This window comes from Chromatium okenii (genome assembly GCF_002958735.1).
Classification (GTDB): domain Bacteria; phylum Pseudomonadota; class Gammaproteobacteria; order Chromatiales; family Chromatiaceae; genus Chromatium; species Chromatium okenii_A.
In genome coordinates this window covers 1-18,400 of sequence record NZ_PPGH01000036.1, presented here as the reverse complement: position 1 = coordinate 18,400, position 18,400 = coordinate 1, and the positions used below count along the sequence as shown (strand labels likewise).

Annotated in this window: 24 protein-coding genes, 1 tRNA gene and 1 pseudogene; 16 read left to right on the top strand and 10 right to left on the bottom strand. The window is 47.9% G+C overall.

What is annotated here, in order from left to right; all coding sequences use genetic code 11:
• Window positions 1–32 precede the first annotated feature (32 nt).
• From CXB77_RS11750 to CXB77_RS11710, 14 genes and pseudogenes are all read left to right on the top strand, one after another.
• Window positions 33–1,529, top strand: coding sequence for a leucyl aminopeptidase (locus CXB77_RS11750; RefSeq protein ID WP_105074080.1), 1,497 nt, complete (start codon window positions 33–35; stop codon window positions 1,527–1,529).
• A gap of 72 nt (window positions 1,530–1,601) precedes the next feature.
• Complete coding sequence (locus tag CXB77_RS11745; RefSeq protein WP_242445674.1) at window positions 1,602–2,714, top strand: TerD family protein; 1,113 nt, start codon at window positions 1,602–1,604, stop codon at window positions 2,712–2,714.
• On the top strand, window positions 2,690–2,854 hold the full coding sequence (locus CXB77_RS21985; protein ID WP_242445673.1) for a hypothetical protein: 165 nt from the start codon (window positions 2,690–2,692) through the stop codon (window positions 2,852–2,854). The genes CXB77_RS11745 and CXB77_RS21985 overlap by 25 nt, the downstream gene beginning before the upstream one ends.
• Before the next feature lie 33 nt (window positions 2,855–2,887).
• Complete coding sequence (locus CXB77_RS11740; RefSeq protein ID WP_146108807.1) at window positions 2,888–3,556, top strand: hypothetical protein; 669 nt, start codon at window positions 2,888–2,890, stop codon at window positions 3,554–3,556.
• A 158-nt stretch (window positions 3,557–3,714) separates the two neighbouring features.
• Window positions 3,715–4,608, top strand: coding sequence for a cell division protein ZipA (gene zipA, locus CXB77_RS11735; protein WP_105074073.1), 894 nt, complete (start codon window positions 3,715–3,717; stop codon window positions 4,606–4,608).
• Window positions 4,605–4,850 carry a DNA ligase LigA-related protein gene (locus tag CXB77_RS24660; protein ID WP_431520725.1) on the top strand — a complete coding sequence of 82 codons (246 nt, stop codon included), beginning with the start codon at window positions 4,605–4,607 and terminating at the stop codon, window positions 4,848–4,850. The genes zipA and CXB77_RS24660 overlap by 4 nt, the downstream gene beginning before the upstream one ends.
• A 42-nt stretch (window positions 4,851–4,892) precedes the next feature.
• Window positions 4,893–5,499 (top strand): annotated as a pseudogene (gene ligA / locus CXB77_RS24655) (NAD-dependent DNA ligase LigA); the annotation flags it as partial.
• 112 nt (window positions 5,500–5,611) lie between these two features.
• Entirely contained in the window at window positions 5,612–5,746 is a 135-nt protein-coding gene (locus CXB77_RS21975) for a hypothetical protein (RefSeq protein WP_242445672.1), read from the top strand.
• Window positions 5,730–5,975: a hypothetical protein gene (locus CXB77_RS21970; protein ID WP_242445671.1), complete on the top strand. Its 246-nt coding sequence runs from the start codon at window positions 5,730–5,732 to the stop codon at window positions 5,973–5,975. Before CXB77_RS21975 ends, CXB77_RS21970 begins: the two co-directional genes overlap by 17 nt.
• Window positions 5,876–6,670, top strand: a complete 795-nt coding sequence (locus CXB77_RS21965; protein WP_242445670.1) for a helix-hairpin-helix domain-containing protein — start codon at window positions 5,876–5,878, stop codon at window positions 6,668–6,670. The genes CXB77_RS21970 and CXB77_RS21965 overlap by 100 nt, the downstream gene beginning before the upstream one ends.
• A complete protein-coding gene (locus CXB77_RS11725; protein WP_105073071.1) occupies window positions 6,663–6,926 on the top strand; it encodes a segregation and condensation protein A in 264 nt (87 codons plus the stop codon). Before CXB77_RS21965 ends, CXB77_RS11725 begins: the two co-directional genes overlap by 8 nt.
• 30 nt (window positions 6,927–6,956) lie before the next feature.
• Window positions 6,957–7,032: transfer RNA gene (locus CXB77_RS11720), tRNA-Thr, on the top strand.
• A gap of 282 nt (window positions 7,033–7,314) precedes the next feature.
• Window positions 7,315–7,623 (top strand): hypothetical protein, encoded by a 309-nt coding sequence (locus CXB77_RS11715; RefSeq protein WP_197711053.1) that lies wholly within the window; start codon window positions 7,315–7,317, stop codon window positions 7,621–7,623.
• Between the two features lie 119 nt (window positions 7,624–7,742).
• Window positions 7,743–9,644, top strand: coding sequence for a serine/threonine protein kinase (locus CXB77_RS11710; protein ID WP_146108806.1), 1,902 nt, complete (start codon window positions 7,743–7,745; stop codon window positions 9,642–9,644).
• A gap of 4 nt (window positions 9,645–9,648) precedes the next feature.
• On the opposite strand, the gene CXB77_RS11705 is transcribed toward CXB77_RS11710, so the two are convergent.
• The 7 genes from CXB77_RS11705 to CXB77_RS11675 all read right to left on the bottom strand — a co-directional run bounded on the left by CXB77_RS11705 (window position 9,649) and on the right by CXB77_RS11675 (window position 15,680).
• Window positions 9,649–9,885 carry a hypothetical protein gene (locus CXB77_RS11705; protein ID WP_146108805.1) on the bottom strand — a complete coding sequence of 79 codons (237 nt, stop codon included), beginning with the start codon at window positions 9,883–9,885 and terminating at the stop codon, window positions 9,649–9,651.
• A 92-nt stretch (window positions 9,886–9,977) separates the two neighbouring features.
• A complete protein-coding gene (locus CXB77_RS11700; RefSeq protein WP_105074070.1) occupies window positions 9,978–10,364 on the bottom strand; it encodes a hypothetical protein in 387 nt (128 codons plus the stop codon).
• Window positions 10,342–11,313 carry a hypothetical protein gene (locus CXB77_RS11695; protein ID WP_105074069.1) on the bottom strand — a complete coding sequence of 324 codons (972 nt, stop codon included), beginning with the start codon at window positions 11,311–11,313 and terminating at the stop codon, window positions 10,342–10,344. Before CXB77_RS11695 ends, CXB77_RS11700 begins: the two co-directional genes overlap by 23 nt.
• Window positions 11,314–11,321: 8 nt before the next feature.
• Entirely contained in the window at window positions 11,322–11,714 is a 393-nt protein-coding gene (locus CXB77_RS11690; protein WP_105074000.1) for a type II toxin-antitoxin system HicB family antitoxin, read from the bottom strand.
• A 62-nt stretch (window positions 11,715–11,776) separates the two neighbouring features.
• Window positions 11,777–12,388, bottom strand: a complete 612-nt coding sequence (locus CXB77_RS11685) for a TaqI-like C-terminal specificity domain-containing protein (protein ID WP_105074066.1) — start codon at window positions 12,386–12,388, stop codon at window positions 11,777–11,779.
• A 146-nt stretch (window positions 12,389–12,534) separates the two neighbouring features.
• Window positions 12,535–13,587: an Eco57I restriction-modification methylase domain-containing protein gene (locus tag CXB77_RS11680; protein WP_105074068.1), complete on the bottom strand. Its 1,053-nt coding sequence runs from the start codon at window positions 13,585–13,587 to the stop codon at window positions 12,535–12,537.
• Complete coding sequence (locus tag CXB77_RS11675) at window positions 13,584–15,680, bottom strand: SAM-dependent DNA methyltransferase (protein ID WP_105074067.1); 2,097 nt, start codon at window positions 15,678–15,680, stop codon at window positions 13,584–13,586. Before CXB77_RS11675 ends, CXB77_RS11680 begins: the two co-directional genes overlap by 4 nt.
• 70 nt (window positions 15,681–15,750) lie before the next feature.
• Here CXB77_RS11675 and CXB77_RS11670 point away from each other — a divergent pair, with 70 nt between their 5' ends.
• Both CXB77_RS11670 and CXB77_RS11665 read left to right on the top strand, forming a co-directional pair.
• On the top strand, window positions 15,751–16,005 hold the full coding sequence (locus tag CXB77_RS11670) for a type II toxin-antitoxin system HicA family toxin (protein ID WP_105073997.1): 255 nt from the start codon (window positions 15,751–15,753) through the stop codon (window positions 16,003–16,005).
• Window positions 16,002–16,268: a type II toxin-antitoxin system HicB family antitoxin gene (locus CXB77_RS11665; RefSeq protein WP_105073996.1), complete on the top strand. Its 267-nt coding sequence runs from the start codon at window positions 16,002–16,004 to the stop codon at window positions 16,266–16,268. Before CXB77_RS11670 ends, CXB77_RS11665 begins: the two co-directional genes overlap by 4 nt.
• Window positions 16,269–16,272: 4 nt before the next feature.
• Here the strand turns inward: CXB77_RS11665 and CXB77_RS11660 are convergent, their stop codons facing one another.
• From CXB77_RS11660 to CXB77_RS11650, 3 genes are all read right to left on the bottom strand, one after another.
• Complete coding sequence (locus CXB77_RS11660) at window positions 16,273–16,464, bottom strand: hypothetical protein (RefSeq protein ID WP_105073995.1); 192 nt, start codon at window positions 16,462–16,464, stop codon at window positions 16,273–16,275.
• Between the two features lie 64 nt (window positions 16,465–16,528).
• Window positions 16,529–16,777 (bottom strand): type II toxin-antitoxin system HicB family antitoxin, encoded by a 249-nt coding sequence (locus CXB77_RS11655; RefSeq protein ID WP_105073994.1) that lies wholly within the window; start codon window positions 16,775–16,777, stop codon window positions 16,529–16,531.
• A 16-nt stretch (window positions 16,778–16,793) separates the two neighbouring features.
• Window positions 16,794–18,400 (bottom strand): C-terminal helicase domain-containing protein (locus CXB77_RS11650; protein WP_146108804.1); only part of this gene is annotated, 1,607 nt, incomplete at its 5' end.

The window sequence follows — 18,400 nt, the reverse complement described above, 5'->3', positions numbered from 1 at the left end:
TGATTTCAACGTTTATTTGAGGAATGCTGACCATGAAAATGACTTTACGCACCGGCGCACTGGCAACCCAGACCGCGCCTTGCCTTGTTCTCAGTGTTTTTGCGCAGGAGCCATTGAGCGGCGCAGCGGCAGATATTGATCGCGCCAGCAATGGGCGATTGAAGGCGTTGTGGGAAAAGGGCGATCTGAGCGGTGAAACGGGGCGCACGCTGCTGTTGTATGACGTGCCCGGCGTGACTGCCGAGCGGATATTGTTGATGGATTTCGGTAAATCATCAGCGTTGACGCGGGCGAATTACCGCAAAACGCTCGCCGCTGCGATCAACGCGATTCAGCAAATGCACGCGGGTGAAGCAGTGCTGGCGCTGCCTGCGATCTTGCCGGACGGCATGGATGCGTATCTGGCGCAGCGCGAGGCGGTGATGATCGCTGAAGAGCGGATTTATCGTTATACGCACACGAAAAACGATAAACATGCGCCGAAAATGCCGCTGACGGCGCTGGCGCTGTGGCTGGCAGAAGATGCCGATCCAGCCGTTGCCGAACGCGCCATTGCACACGGTGCGGCAATCGCGGGCGGAATGCGACTGGCGAAAGAATTGGGCAATTTGCCGGGCAACATTTGCACTCCGAGTTATTTGGCGGCGCAGGCAGTGGCGTTGGAAGAACGTTGTCAGGCATTGACGGTGGAAGTGCTGGAAGCAGAGGCGATGGCGGCGCTGGGCATGAATGCGTTGTTATCAGTCGCTCGCGGCAGTCGCCAGCCACCCAAGTTGATCGTGATGACCTACGAAGGCGGCGCACCTGATGAGCAACCGATTGTTTTGGTTGGTAAAGGTTTGACTTTCGACGCAGGCGGAATTTCGCTCAAACCTGCAACCGAGATGGACGAGATGAAATACGACATGTGCGGCGGCGCGAGTGTGCTGGGCGTGATGGAGGCTGCCTGTGCGTTGAATTTGCCGCTCAATCTCGTGGGCGTTGTGCCGAGCAGCGAAAATCTGCCGGACGGCGATGCCAACAAACCCGGCGACATCGTGACCAGCATGTCCGGTCAAACCATTGAAATTCTGAATACTGACGCGGAAGGACGGCTGATTCTGTGCGACGCGCTGACTTACTGTAAACGCTTTGATCCCGCGTTAGTCATTGATATAGCAACCTTAACTGGTGCTTGCGTGATTGCGCTGGGCAAACATGCAACGGGATTATTTAGCAGCGACGAGGCGCTGGCTGCCGAATTATTGACCGCTGGCGATCGCGCTGGCGATCGGGCGTGGCGCTTGCCGTTATGGGACGATTATCAACAGCAATTGGATACCAACTTTGCGGATATGGCGAATATCGGTGGGCGCGAAGGTGGAGCAATTACAGCGGCTTGTTTTTTATCGCGTTTTACCAAGGAATATCGCTGGGCGCATTTAGATATTGCAGGCGTGGCGTGGCTCAGTGGTAAAGAAAAAGGCGGCACTGGTCGTCCAGTGGCATTATTAACGCAGTTTCTATTAGAGCGCAGCGGTTTAATGTGATTTAACTATACGGGGTTGTTTATTGCGACAACCCCGGCGAATAACCAATCAATTCAGAAATAGGCTAGGCAAATGGGGATTGAACTAAAGCAAGGTGCGAATACAGCAATTTTAGATCAAAACATTGCAATTGCCATTGGTTGGAATGCAGACGCATCATTAGAAGCAGATGCGAGTGCATTTTTAGTTAACGCCGCTGGCAAGGTGCGCAACGATCAAGATTTCATTTTTTATAATCAAACGCAAACCAGTTGTGGTGGATTATTACTGGATACCACACCAACCCATGCCCAGCGCAGTTTTCGTGTTGCATTAGAACGTATTCCAGAAGATGTCATTAAATTGGTGTTTACTGTAACGATCGCAACTGCTCCGAATGCTGAAGGTTGTCCTCATTGTGGCATGATGGGCAATATCTCAATTTGGGCACTCAACCAAGAAGAAGTTGAGTTAATGCGCTTTGATTTGAAAACTATGGGCAAAGAGCGAGCGTTAATTCTTGGTGAATTATATCGTTATCAGGGAGCTTGGAAGTTTCGTGCAGTTGGTCAAGGTTATAATAACGGACTTGATGCCTTGGCGACATCATTCGGTGTTAACATTCAAAATGCAGCTAATAGCAGTAAAAAAGAAAACGCGGTTGAACTTACAAACCGCTTGCCATCCAAACGGGATTGGACAAAAAGAGCAGTTAAATTACAGCAGGCATTACAAAAGTTTTTGCCACAAATCAACGCCGCAGTTGCGAATAATGCGAATGAAAGCAATACGCGGATGATTCTGGATCGTATTCTATTAGATGTCTTTGGTTATTCGATGGAAGAAGTCAAAGCCGAGCAGAAAATTCAAGGTCGAAAAGCAGATTATGTGCTTGCTGTAGATGAAGAAGATGTGATTGTAGGTGAAAGCAAACGCGCAGGTTTGAAGTTGAGTGAAAAGCATGTTTTTCAAGCAACTTCTTACGGCGCTTATTCTGGAATTCGCTGGGCATTATTAACCAATTTATCAACATGGCAGATTTATCATATTTCGATGCAGAATATCGTTGATGCAAATCTTGTATTTTCAGTTAATTTATTGCCAGAAATCAGTTTAGAAGATTGCGAAAAATTGGTTTTAATTTCCCGCTTTGGCATGACACAAAAAGGTGCTTTAGAAAAATGCTGGCGGAAGTTAACGCATTAACACGAGAGAATTTGATTCAAGCAATTTTGACCGAAGATGTCGTTAAAGCAATTCGTATTGCCATTCGGCGAGATACGGGTTGCAATTTCGACAATGACCTTATTCAACAGACTTTACTGGATGTGCTTATTCATCCGTGACTGGAGGAAAGATTGGCATGATTGGAACAGCAGATGAATAATGTTATCACTAAGTTTAATTGCGCATTGCGGATGATTATCGGCATTGCTCCGCTACTGTTAACTGCCTGCGCAACCAATGGCGTTAATTCGATTTGGTTAAAACCAGAAGGTGTGCCAGCGCCTTATCAGCATTTAATTGTGTTGGGAATTGCAAATCATCCCAAAATCCAACGCGCTTATGAAGATGCGTTTGTTCAAGCATTCAAAGCACAAGGATTAACAGCGCGTTCCAGTGAGGCATTGGTTCCTGCACTTAATCCCAAACGCAGTAAAACTATTCAAACTGGATTACTTCGCGCTGGAGCGGATGCAGTATTGGTGACACATTTGGTTGCTGAACCAACGAAAAGCGCAGAACCATTACCTGTGCGAGTAAATACAGTACCAGAAGTTTATCGCCAACTTGCGCCCTATTATCAAGATGTTTATTTCAAAGTGATGCGCACTGGTTATTACAGCGGTTATCAAGAGTTGCGCTTGGAAAGTAATTGTTATGACACGAAAACTGGCGCACTGCTTTGGTCTGGACGCTCGCAACCGCTTGATCCTAATTCCGAACAAACGATTGGGCAGGTGGTGGCGCAAGTTGTGATGCAATTGCGCGATGATCGACTGCTGGCACTGCCGCGTGCTGATCGGCAGACGCAGACATATGATTGACGATCTGCATTGATATAATTCGGAAGTTGTCACTTGTCAGTTGGTAACGGAAACACGATGGTCACTAACAACTGAAAACTGACAACTTTTTTCAACCGCATAACTCTTATACTTGTTCAAACTTCCGATAAACTTATCAACGGTCATCTCAATATCGAATGGACGCCAACACGATTCGTATCATCTTGATCGTCATCGGCGCAGTGCTCATCTCACTGCTCTATTGGTGGGAACGTCAACGCAGCAAGGATAAGGATGCTGACGATGACGACGAGCACTGGGAAGATAACGACCGCAGGGAAGACAGCGATGAGCGCAGTGATGATGTCGCAAATTCCGATGCGCCCTACGGTGTACGCGCCAGCAAAACGCAACCCACATCCGACAAACCAGATGCTGATGACCGTGCTGCATCGTCTGCTCGCGCTCAGTCGCCTAAAGCGGAATCTGATCAGCGCAGTCAATCTAATCAACGGTCTGCGCCAGCCAAACCCGCTGCACCAGCTAAACCTGCTGCAACAAAACCAGTTGCTAAACCACCTGAACCGAAACCAGCGGAGGTCAAATCGTCCGCGTCATCAGCTCCGGCAGTGGTGGAAACGAAAAAACCGGCGCTCGAACCGCTGTTGATTCAGGTCAGCGTCATGAGCGGACGCGGTCACACTTTTCGCGGCGCTTCGGTGTTGGATGTGGCGGAATCGTGCGGATTGCATCCGGGCAAAATGGACATTTTTCATTGCCTTGACGAATTCGAGGATGAAACGCGGGTTTATTTCAGCATGGCCAATTTAGTCAAGCCGGGTACTTTTCCTTTTGATGCGATGGATGAATTCACCACGCCCGGTTTGGTGCTATTTGCGCAATTGTGCGGCAGACCTGAAGACATGACGATTCTCGATGAAATGATTGCCACTGCGCGTAAATTAGCGATTTCATTGCGCGGCGACGTTCTTGATGATATGCGCTGTTCGCTGACAGTGAAAAAGCAGGATGAAATGCGTAAAGCAGTCATTGCCAATCAACTACGGTGGGCAAAGGAAACGCAATCGTGAATAAACCTGAAGATTTAATTGAAATTGTCGCTGCGCTCACTGCCGAAATTCGTGAGCATAACCATCGTTATTATGTCGTAAATGAACCAATCATTAGCGATGCAGCATACGATGATCTAATGCGTCAATTGCGCGATTTAGAAGCTGCGCATCCTGAATTGATTACTGCCGATTCACCAACGCAGCGTGTCGGCGCAACACCCAGCGCAGAATTTCTCGCCGTACGCATCAAGTGCCAATGATTTCATTGGATAACGCATGAATGACGACGAATTGCTGGCGTTATGCGTAAATTAACGGACGCATTGGCAGAGAATGAACCGTTATTATTTATTGCCGAACCGAAATTGGATGGACTGGCGGTGAGTATTCGTTATGAACGCGGCGTTTTGGTGCAGGCAGCGACTCGCGGCGACGGCAGCACCGGCGAGGATGTGACGCATAACGTCCGCACCATTTCCAGCGTGCCGCTGCGCTTGCGCGGTGACGATTGCCCGGAGATTTTGGAAGTGCGCGGCGAGGTGTACATGACGCGCAGCGGGTTTGCGCAGATCAACGCGCAATTGGCGGATCGTGGCAAAAATGCTTTGCCAATCCACGCAATGCGGCTGCCGGTTCGTTGCGCCAGCTCGATCCGCAACTCACGCAAAACGTCCGCTGGCGTTTTGTTGTTACGGCTGGGGCGCAGTGTCGATTGCGCCAGATAATAGCCAATTCAACATGTTGCAGCGTATTCGTGACTGGGGAGTGCCGATTTCACCGGAGTTGCAGCAGGTCGCCGGCATTGACGGCTGTCGGGCGTATTTCGACACGCTCGGCGAGCGCCGCGAGGCGTTGGATTACGACATTGACGGCGTGGTGTTTAAGGTCGATGCGCTTGCCACGCAAACCGCGCTCGGCGCAACCAGTCATCATCCGCGCTGGGCGATTGCCCGCAAATTTCCGGCGCAGGAAGCACTGACCACCGTGAAGCGATTGATTTTCAAGTCGGTCGCACGGCGCAGTGACGCCGGTTGCTCGGTTAAAACCGGTCGCAGTCGGTGGCGTCATCGTCGCCAATGCCACGCTGCACAATCTCGACGAGGTGCATCGTAAAGATGTGCGCGTCGGCGATACCGTCAGTGTGCGCCGCTGGTGATGTGATTCCCGAAGTGGTTGGCGTGGTGCTGGAGCTGCGCCCGGCGGAGGCGCAACCGCTGGAGTTGCCAAGTCAATGTCCGGTGTGCGGCTCGGAAGTAGTACGCACTGAAGGCGTGGTGGTGGCGCGATGCAGCGGCGGGCTGTATTGCCCGGCGCAGCGCAAAGAGGCGTTGAAACATTTTGCATCGCGGCGGGCGTTCGACATCGTGGGCTGGGCGACAAGCTGATTGAGCAACTGGTGGATGTGGACTGGGTGCGCGAGCCAGCCGATCTGTTTCAGTTGACGCATGACCAGTTGGCGCGACTGGAACGGATGGGAATGCAGTCAGCGACTAAATTGTTGTTGGCGATTGAAAAAGCCAAGGCGACGACGTTGGCGCGATTTATTTTTGCGCTCGGAATCCGCGAAGTTGGCGAAACCACAGCGGCAGCATTAGCCACCAGTTTTGGTGGGCTGGCGCAGTTGATGACCGCAAATGCTGCGGAAGTGATGGAGCGGGTTGACGGCGTGGGACCGGTGGTTGCCGAGCAGTTGGTGCAGTTTTTTGCGCAGCCGCACAACCGCGAGGCGATTGCGCATTTGCAGGCAGCGGGTGTGCACTGGACGGAAACTGAGCCGTTGCCGCTGGTCGCTGCAACAGTCGATACGCGCCCACTGGCCGGAAAAACGGTGGTGATTACCGGCACGCTCAGTCGTTCCCGCGATGAAATTAAGGCGCAATTGCTGGCGCTGGGCGCGAAGGTGACAGGCAGCGTGTCGCGCAAAACTGATTATTTGCTGGCGGGTGAAGCGCCCGGCTCGAAATGGGATAAAGCGCAGGAATTGGGTGTGCAGATTCTGACTGAAGCGGAGTTAAATGTGCTGCAACCTGATGAACAACTTGGATTTTCTTTAACAGGTAACGGAATCAACGATGAGTGAATTAACGCCAGAACAAGAAATTTTGCTGCTGATGCGTCACACGCTCACGGCGATCATCCGCGATGTAACGCCGCAGCCGGGAATGCGGCATCCGCTTTCAAATGCGACGGTGGAGCAGGTAAAACATTGTTTAGCAGCGATTGCTGCGCGTGAGCAGACGCTGGCGACTGGTGGCAGCACGGAACGTCCGTATTTCGTTGATGAACCGCAGCCGGTGTCGATTCCGGTGAGTGCGATCAAAAAGCATAGCGATTAACGCACAAGATAGTTAAACTGCGCCCCCAACGCTGACGTAGCTCAGTTGGCAGAGCAGCTGATTTGTAATCAGCAGGTCGTCGGTTCAAATCCGACCGTCAGCTCCACATCATTAACGGCTTGTATCCAATTCTGGTACAAGCCGTTTTTTTATGCGTTTGATTTGGCTGGCAGCGTTGCCAATCTTTTGCAACTGCGTTATTCCTGAGCTGGATTAAAAATTTCGATATGAACATTTTTGTTTTAGATGAAGATATAGAACAATGCGCACAGTATCATTGCGATCAGCACGTCGTAAAAATGATACTTGAAAGCGTACAGATGTTATGTACTGCACTCAATAAAAAAGGATTTAGCACACCCTATAAATCCACGCACATTAAACATCCATGCTGCTTTGGGTAGAACATTCATTTGAGAATTTTTTATGGCTAAAAAATCTGGCGCTCGCATTAAATACTGAATACCGTTTTAGATTTGAGAAAGAGGTTGATCATCGTTCAATCGGGGTGCTAAATGCAATTGCAAATTATCGCTACGCAAGTCAAGGATTAACTGCATTTGCTCAAGCAATGCCAGATCAATACAAGATTCAAGGCGACGCAGTCGCTGCGTATAGGCAGTTTTATATCGGTGAAAAAATGAGATTTGCAAAATGGTCTAAAAGAAATGTTCCCGAATGGATTCAGCAATCGTAGCAAACCATGAAAAAATGATTTTGCTGGTGCGATGACAGTGCAATCCAATTAATGTGATATTGGCGTAAATTGTTGGGTTGCCAACAGCGGCAACCCAACCTACGACCGAGGATTTAGCGATGGACGACAGTATTCATCCATTAATACCGGGAACTCGTGTACATGAGTTTGTGATTCGGAATGTGCTCGGACGAGGCGGCGCAGGGATTGTCTATGCTGCCGACCACGAAATCCTCCGCGAAACCTTTGCCATCAAGGAGTTCCTGCCAAATCATCTGGCGCACCGCGTCGTTGGAAACCGCGTTGCTGCGTTGCCCGGCAAGGCGGATGTTTACGACAAATTGCGGAACAAATTTCTCGAAGAAGGGCAGACGCTGATGCAGCTTGCACACCCTTATTCGCATCCAAATCTCGTGCAAGTCACTGATGCGTTTCGAGAAAATGATACCGTTTATCTGTGTATGCGCTTTGAGCGCGGACAACCGCTCGATGAAATTCTTCAGGTGCGCGGCACACTGAGCGAGCCGGAACTCAAGACATGGTTAATGCCTTTGCTTGACGGTTTGGCTCATGCCCATGCCTGCGGCGTGTGGCACCGCGACATCAAACCCTCCAACATTTTTATTCGTGAGGACGGTTCACCGCTGCTCATTGATTTTGGGGCGGCGCATCGTGAGCGTCCCGATAGCGCCGTGAGTGTGATTGCGCAATACACGCCCAGTTTTGCTGCGTCAGAACAAATGTGCGGTGGTGTGCAGGGCCCTTGGACCGACATTTATGCGATGGCGGCAACCTGTTTTGCGGTGATGAGCGGATTTCCGCCGCCGCAACATTTGGAACCCGGTTGGCAAACGCAATACCGCCATTACAGCCAAAGTTTCTTATTGGCGCTGGAGGCAGGTTTGCAATTCAATCCCAAATTGCGTCCGCAAAGCGTCGCGGAATGGTTGCAGCAATTTAACGCCGCACCATCAGCAAACGCTGCAACCGTCGTCACCGTCGCCGAAACTATTCACGACTTGCCGACAGTGTTTGAAATGGCGAACGCACCGGCATCAAGCGCAGCTGCGCCAGCGCCAAGTTCGAGCATTGCCACTGTTGTTGAACCGCCGTTTACTGCGGGCGCGGCATCGTCCGCTGCCCCGTCGCAATCCCGCCGCAAACTGGCGCTCATTGGTGGATCGCTCGCGTTGGGATTAACTGCGCTGGGAGGATTTGCAACCTATCAATGGCTTAAATTCAATGCCTTAACAGCAACTGCATTTTCACTCGCGCCGGAAGCGCCCGCGCCGGTTTCGCCATTGCCCACGCCAGCACCCGCAATTCCCTCGCTGTCATTCACTGAACAATTGCAACAACAACTTCAGCAACTCGATTGCGCACAAATCACATTGAAACAAAATGCCGAGCAGCATATTCAATTGACTGGTTATCTGCGTGATCAAGCGCAATTGACAACATTAATCACCCAATTAAATGCGCGTTATCCGCAGCTCGTAATAGAGACGCAGGCGCTTACTTTTGCTGCGCCATTTTGCGATTTAATAACAAATGTTAAACAGCTTAATGCAGAAGCAACAGCAGATTTTACACTGCCGACTATTACGTTTAATCGTCCAGAGCGGATTTATCACGAACAGGATTATTTGGTGCTCACCGTGAATACAGGAGACGTTGGCGGTTATTTGTATGTGGATTTTGTAGACGGCAACCAAGAGGCAGTCCATTTATTTCCGACGGTTGCCATGCCGGAATCTTTTGTTGCACCAAACACGCAATTGATTATTGGTGCACGGAATAAAGCAGAATGTCGTCGCCAGCCAGATGCTTGTTTTATGGTTTCGCGTCCGCATGGCAATAACTTAATTATTGCCACATGGAGCGAAACGCCGCTATTTTCTCGCTGGCGTACTCCGCAAGCAGAACCAATGGATGTTTATTGGCCAGTGTTCGCAGCGGCGATGCGCAATCACCAAGCGCCGCACCGCGTTAATCAATACTTTTTCACTACTGCGCCATAGCATTTTAAGCGGTGATGTGAAACGTGGTTCTGAACATTTGTGTTCCAGCATCCATGAGTTTCGTTGCTGCTTCAATCTGTTGACGAGTTGAGATTGAACTTGTCAACGGTTTATCAATGTTCGTGCTCGAAACACCTTCAATTCGTTGTTTACTAGCAATATCAGCCGCATTTTCGCGCAAACCCTCAAAACCGTATTGCAAGCCCCGCATTCCTGATTGATATACCGATGAAATTAACATGATCGTTCTCCTGCATAACGCCCTGCCTGAATACTATTGTAGATGATTTTAATTGATTGATTGGACGAAAACTGATAGCGCGTTCACATCAATCAACGTCCGCCCCGGCGTCCAGGCGCACCACGTTCTGCGCCACGCATCAATCGCGCTCGCACTCCCGTGCGATCCATTTGGGTATTTCCACGTTCTAAAGGCGAAAACTGCGCTCCAATAGAAACGCCATGCGCATCAGGCGTTGCGCCCGGCCATAACCGCACCAATGCGCCCGGCACGATTTCTATTGGCAATTCATTTGGTGCGCGGATGACGGTAATCGGACTGGCGGTTTCGTCCTGCACCAGCAGCGTTACACGGTCGCGTTCAACCGATAACACCCGCGCCAGCACTGGTTCCACCGCTAAAACTGGCGGCGCAGTTAGCAGAAGTAGCGCCATGCTGAGGAGCCAGCGGCGCAATTTAGAATGACCACGCCACGCCACAGGAATTGACCTGTTGCTGGAATCCGCGTTCCGGGTGGGTGGAATCGCTGTTGAGCCAGTCACTGCGACAAAACCACGCGCTGTTAAGGTCAATGCGCCGGCGCAGTTCAATTCCCAATCCACGTTGTAAATCAATACGTTCATGCTGTTGCGGCGCAGCGTCGTAACGCAGACGCGACCAATCAAAGTTGAATTCCAGTGACCATTTTGGCCTCGGTTCCCAGCGCAGCACTCCGCCGATGTTGTGTCGCATAAAAGCCTCGGTCGCAATTGGCGAAGCGCAGCGATCAATGCTGACGGTCAACACGCTGGAGCGCGTCGGCGACCAGTAGTGCGTCAGATCAAGACGGGTGGCAGTTTGCCAATCGGTGCGTCCGCTGGCATCAGCGCCATTTTGCATAATTTCCAATGGTTTGATGGGGTTGCGTTCGCGCATTTCGTGTTCACGCGGATCAGAACCGGGACGACCCGCCCACGGCAGCGCGGCTTGTTGATAGGCGAGCTGGCGCAATTCGCCGCTAATGCTCAGGTTGTTGCGAGCGTCGAGAATGTGATCGTAGCGCAGCATCAACGCCATTTCGTCGCGTTCATCTGCGGGAACGATACGGTCACGGTAAGCCGCAGCAGCGAGTGAAACTGTTAATAAACCAAGACCTTGTGCAATGTCATGCGCCCAATCGCTGTAGAGCGTGAGGCGCGACATCAGGTTATTTGCAGTGAAATCGCGGTTCCAACCATTGATTCCGACCGTCAACGCATCGCTGGCGTGATAAGCCGCATCTAAATCGGTGTGCACAAACGCAAAGCCTTGATTTACATTGGTTTGTGCTGGATTGGAATCGTAACCGCCGCTCACTTTGCCGCTGAAATCAAACGGCGCAGTTGCCGCAATAACGGCGGTGCTGGCGCTGAATAACAGCAAAGCGATGATTTTTTGATGCGCAAGCATGGGTTATTTCAACGCATCGCAATTCGCACTGCATCCGCAAAAAAACTAGAGCGCGTTGTTCCATGCGCCCGAACGTAATCATCAAGTTTAATCAGTAAATCATTGGGTAAACTGATATTGATTTCTTCCTGCTTTTCAAACCGCGAAATATCCACTGTTACTATTGCCCAAATCCATCCTGCAAAATCAGGATTTGCGAGATGTTCGGCAATTGGTTTCGACAATGGAATCTCGCCGCCGTCTTCAATAATACCTTCCAGATGTAAATCTATTGCTTCTAATACAGAATCCAATGCTTCATCAATCGTATCACCTGCCGAAAAGCAACCGGGCAAATCTGGTACAACAACTCCGAAAGCAGTTGTTGTAGTACTCGGTTCAATTGCAATCAAGAATCTCATCGCTTTTTCCTCTGACTTATTCGGGCATGTTGTGATGATTGCTTTTTATAGTGTTTGACTATTCATTCTCTACCTTTAATCAATTGTACCACCGGCAAATTCTGCACTGCAACCAACAGCTTGGCAATTGCATGATCGGCAGCAAAGATGCAATCTGCATATTTAAGAATAGCGGCATTATCCATTGCCGCAAGTTGCGTGATCTGCGCTGCTTCACACGCAGCGAATAACTGAATGTTGGCGTTATGCAAATCGGCAGCAAAATAGAGTTCATACACGAGCGCGTTAATTAGTTGCTCAAAACGCAGCTCGGCAGCATTCAAAATTGCAGTGACAAGTGTTTCCAGCGTTTCCTGTTGCTTCGCCGTTGCTTCGGGGATAGGAAACTGCCGCATAAATGCTGCGCTTGGTTCAAAAAACTCATTTTGTAATTTCGGCAGCAGTTGCATAAATAACCACATTACAGTTGATGAGTTGAGATAGCCCAGCAAAAATTTTGATCCGCACGGAATAATAAAAGTCTTTTGATTCGCATAAAATCTTGTTTCGTCCCAAGCAAATTGATTGCTTGAGCAAATGTTTGGATAAATAATCTTGGGCTGCTCAAATTCTTGCCAATAGGCGCAACTGCGCAACTCCCAGAAATACTTTCCTTGATCAGAACGGTTAATCATTGCTTGTCGGTAACGCTGAAAATGTGCATGTATTGCCGGATAACATTGAGCAAATAACTTTTCCGCTTCAGATTCTGATTGATTGCTCCAGTTATGCGTCACATTTTCTGATGACGGTATTTTAATTAAGTATTGATCAAGAAATGTCACTTGCCAGCGTTTACATCGCGCCCACGCAAAAACGGTTTAATCACTTCTGCCGAATTGGGATCAGCCGCAATCAAACGCGCCCGCGTTGCGCCATCAATCACAAATGCCTCATTCAATCCCGTAAGAATGCCACGATAAAAACGCCCGTGTACATATTGACCGAGCGGCGTTCCGGCTTGCCGGATTCGCGCCAACAATTGTCGTTGCAACGGCGGTTCTAATTGCCAGCCTTCATCTTTCAATTCAGCTTGCGCGACCTCAAAACTCTCAGCCGCAAACACTGCTGGAAATGTTTCAATTGGCGCTTGCTGCGCCCAATTCAACACCCGTATTTGTTCATCGGCAGCGGGTTTTATCACTTCTGCCGGACGGCGCGTTGCAATCACGATGGTTGGATACGCAATAGCGGTAAACACCGCTTCATCACCGAAATCAAGCACTTGTTGCAAGCGCGTATGTTGATTGAGCCATTTGCGCAAATTTGTTCCATATTTGGCGCGATACCATTTATTGGAAGTGATAAAAGACAACACGCCATCTGGTTTTAATAACGTCACTGCGCGTTCAAAGAAATAAACGTATAAATCCGCCGTGCCGGTAAAACAATCGTAGTTTTTCTTAAATGCGTCTTTCAGATGTTTAATGGCTTCTTGACGCACATACGGCGGATTGCCGATTACGATGTCAAAACCGCCGTTCATCTGAAACATCCACTGCGCATCAAAAAAACCAGCGGCAGTGTTTTGATCAAACGGATTCCAATGCACCAACTGCGCGACCGTTTCCGCCGCCACAAATTGATCGGCTTGTAATAACTGCGCCAATTCATCGCGTAAATCGCCAATGCGGTCGCGCCATTTGCGTTTGGTTTTACTGGTGCGAGCTGAAAAATAGTGTTCATTGGCTTGCGTCAACGCTTGTTCTGTCTCATCAATGCGCGGATCGCGTAATTCCATTTGCAGCGCGGCAATTGGCGTCAAACTATCGGCGGCGATCAATTTTGTTTCCAAATTCGGCAGTGCAGTGATGCCAAAATTATCGGCTGTCAATCAACCTGCTGGCTCACAATCAACGCGATAAAAAAGCGCAGTTTGGCGATTTGCACCGCAATTGGCTGTAAATCAATCCCGTGAATGCAATGATTGATAAGATAGAGTTTGCGGGTGTAATCCGCGTGATGATGAGAAAACGTGCGATCAAACTGCGCTAATTCTTCTTCCGCGTGCTGCATTTTTTCATCGCGCAATACCAGATCAGGAATGGTTTTAAGACTGTGATAATTTGCCTCTAAATGCGCCCGATTTTGCGCCCGCCACTGCGCATTATTCGGATCAAGTTTGCGCAACACCTGCACCAATTTATTTAAGACCCCCATTGGAAATGCGCCCGAACCGCAAGCGGGATCAAGAATACGCAACGCCTCAATTGCGGCAATGAGCCCCGCAGTGATTTCCGGCGCAAACGGATTGCCGTCACTGGTATAAGCCAATAACTCGCGCAATTGCTGTTTGAATGCAGCTTGATCGTCAACTGCGACCGCTTGCGCAAAATAAAGCAGCAACGCTTCATCCACCATATAATCAACCACTTCACGCGGCGTATAAAAAGAACCGGATTGTTTCCGCGCTGTGGTTTGGGTTTCCGCGTTATAACTAGCTAATAAGTTTTCAAACACCTTGCCGAGCAATTCTGGATCAAGCGCGACTTCTTCCTCCAGCGGCATATTTTCTTCCACCGTGAATTGATAACGCGCAAAGATGTCAAATAACCCGTTTACTTGATAACGTTTATTTTTAGTGCCGAGATCAGTGTTCAAATCGACATCTGCTGCGCCGTTAAAAAATACCCGATTTGGAACCATTGCCTGCGCTTCGGCGCGACGTGAAAAACCATCAATCCGCAATACCAAACCGTTGCCTTCTTGATTAGCGATTGCCTTCAATTCTGGATGCCGTTCTAAATCGCGTTCCGTCACTTCCCGATCCAAACAATCAAATAAACCACCATTCAAAAAAGGAATCTGCGCAAATAAATCTAACGCTGCCTGCGCATCGCAAAATAAATCTTTATACCGATATACTGAATGAATCAAACGATCATTTTTCATACCGCTGCCGGTTGTCGCCCATTTTCGCAATGCGCCGCGCTCAACATTCAAAGTTGCAAAAAAGAGATTTTGCAGAATTGCACAATAATAATTACCAGCGTCACCAGCAGCGGCGGGATCAGTTTTCAAGAGCATTTTTAGCGCCGTTGGATCAAATAACTCCGCTGGAATTAACTTCTTTTCTTTAATAAACCACACAAAAATCAGGCGCGTTAATAACCGAATCACTGCAACTGCGTTACGCTGCGCAACCTCGCCACCGCCACCGCGTGGAAATTGCACTTGTTTAACTGTCCAAAAATACCAACACGACAATTCCGTATAAAACCGCTGATTGAGTTTTTGAATCGACAACACCGCAATCCACGCATCATAAAGATCGCGGAAGTTTTTCGGGCGTTGTTTACGTTCACCAATTAAGGCGCTAAACGTCAACTCAGATAAAATATCCAGATGAGCGCGATGTGGTGCCGAGCAACACACATCTTTAATAACCGTGATGCGGCTATGAATCACATCACGACTGGAATCGCGCAAATTAACGCGCCGATCAATCACCGCCAAAGACAACAATTGCCCATGACGAAATAGCACAATTGCAGGCATTGGAAAGCGGCGATTGAGTTCCCGCGTGATAGATGCAAATTGCGTCCGCGACCACGTTTCACCATCCAATTTAATCGCTAAAAAAACAAAGGATTCAATCTCGCTGGGCATCAGTTGCTGCGCTTCATTGAATAAGTTTGGTGGCGTAGCCAGCACCGGAATTTCATCATCGGTTAATTGAAACAAAAACGCACAAGACAACCACTTCTCGGCATAAAGGTGACTGCGCTTAAACGACAGATTATCTGGAGATAGTCGTTCGATATTACCGAGAAATTCCTCGGCGCTATTACCAAAATCAGCAGTTTTATCGCTGTGATAACCGAGCGTATTGAATAACGCGATGGCGGCGTTTTTTAGCGGTTGCTGCGTAAACGCCAATAGTGCCGTTTGCAATGCTTGGCGACGTTCAAACCGAGGTTCTGACATGGGTGGTTATCCTGTTGACTGAATCTGTTTAACTTGCAAAACTTTGATATTTATTTGCTATAATTTATCCATGAACAGCAAACACCGCAAAACGTTAGAAGCCATTTTCGCCAAGCCAACGAGTGCTAACCTAGAATGGGCGCGGATTGAAATGCTATTTATTGCCATTGGTTGCCAATTGATTGAAGGACGCGGCTCACGGGTGCGCTTTGTATACGGCAACCATGTGGGCACTTTTCACCGACCGCATCCCGCAAAAGAAGCTAAAGCATACCAAGTTGAAGCAGCTTGTACTTTTTTAACACTCATAGGAATTACACCATGAATCGCTGGACATATAAAGGCTACAGCGCCCGCATTGAGTTTGATGAACGCGATGACCTTCTAATTGGTCACTTAGTTGGACTGACTGATATTGTGAGCTTTCATGCTGATACCGTTGCTGATTTACGTTTTGCATTCATTGAAGCCGTCGATGATTATTTAGAAACCTGTCAAAAAATTGGCAAAACACCGCAAAAAGGCGTTGAGCATCAAATAACAGTAATAGAACCATGTCGCAAAACAGTATGCGAATTAGCAAAATGAGTAATCAATCACGCAAAATATCATTCAGCGGATTGATTTCCGTGCAATATGTTTGACGCATCATCGCCTCACCTTCCGCACGAGAAACATCGCGCTCTCCAATTTTCCATATACCGGTTTCAAAAAAATCATCAGTTAATTCTGGCGCATCATCGGGATCAACCCAAGATTCCGTAACATTCAATTTCGCGCTCATTCGCTTTCCTCATGCTAATAGTACGGCAACAGAGTTGGGTTGACAGCGTCAACCCAACCTACAATTAAGCTGCTTCAGCAATGCGCCGCGAGTTTTTAATCGTTACCGTTGGATCAGGATTACTCATTGGAATTGGCAAATCGTTTTCTTTTAACACTAAAAGATGTTCATCTATTTCAGAAATTGCTTGTGTGATGCAATTTTCAATAGAGCATCCAACGCCGGTAAACCCCTGAAGATCGGGAGAATAAAAAGAAAAAAACTCAGGGTCTTCTGTTGCTTCAATAACTAGCTTGTATTTCAGATTGAGCATCACATCTCACCAAATACTATTTAACCACCAACCACGTCACGAGGTCAAAATCAGTGGCGGCAGCGATTAACTGACCACCCCGACTTGCAAACAGATTACCAGAATTTTTTTCATTAAACTGTTTTGCCATTGCCGCCACTGCTTTAATCAACAGCGCGTTATATTTTGACATCTCTTGACCATGCTGCGTTTCAGCATCAAACAAATCACACAATTGAGCATAGGGTTTTGTTTGACCTCCCACACTCAGCGCCCGCCAAATCTCCAATATCTGTTTTGGTTTGATGAAGTTATAGCCCACCTTGCCATTGTCATGAACATAAACTAAAAAATAAGGATGTAATGGATTGACTGCATTCGCATCATCTCCAGCCAATCGCTGCCGCAAACAAAAGATCACACCGGGTTGAATTGACGGATAATCGGCGCACACTGGAACCACTGCATATAAACCTAGCGGCGCATCTTGTAATAGAACTAAATTAGCCTGAATATAACTATTTAATTCCATCCGAAAATCATCCAGTGTAAATGCAGTGAGCGTCACAGATTCGTTAAAATCCTCCAAATCTAATACTTCATCTTTCAGGCGCTTTAATTGTTTATCACGATAATTTAAATCATCTTTCGCTAATTTGCGTAAATCTTCTGGAAGCAAGATATTATCTTCTGTTGTTGCGGCAATATCGACCAATGCCATTCGCGCTTCCACACGATTTTTCAGATTAATATATTGATTCAAATCATGTGTTGGCCAAAAATTGGTTAACTGAATTTCAGTATTCAAACTGCCGATGCGATCAATGCGCCCAAAGCGTTGAATAATTCGTACTGGATTCCAATGAATATCGTAATTCACTAACAAACCACAATCTTGTAGATTCTGCCCTTCAGAAATACAATCGGTTGCAATTAAAATATCTATTTCTTCATCTTGCGATAGCGTGGTGAATTGTTCGCGTCGTTTTGCACGTGGCGCAAAGTGAATTAAAATTTGTGTAAAATCTGGATTACCCAAGGTTGTACGATTTGGTTTAGAACCACCAGAAACCAATGCAATATGCACTTTAAGCGAATTCTTAACCCATGTTTCCAGCGCATCATAAAGATAACTAGCGGTATCAGCAAAGGCGCAAAAAATTAACACTTTGCGATTTTTTTCTCCGTTGCGATTTGTGGTTGGATGCGTCACTTTTTCTAAAATGATCTCTTTCAGTTTCGCTAACTTTTCATCGCGTTCAATTGTGACTGCCTGCGCAGTATTGGCTAATGACGATAACTGCTGTTTATCAGCGGCTAAATCACTTAACCATGCCGCAATATCTAAATGCGCCATCTGAAACTTGAGTTTGCCGCCAACCTGAAAGGCTTCTGCAAGTTCATCGTCTTCTTCGTCAAGTTCATCAATTTGTACTGATATTTCTGCTTGCTGATCCTGCGCTTGAAATTGCAGCAAACGCTGTTCAAGTTGTTCAATTTTTTCAACAGTACGCTGCATCGTAATCGCAAAAGAAAACACCGAACTTTCTAAACGTTTCAGAAAATTAACTTTCATCATGCCAATTAAAAAAGTTTCACGGGTTTTCTGCGTAAAGTTTAATTGCTTATACGGGGCATAATGTT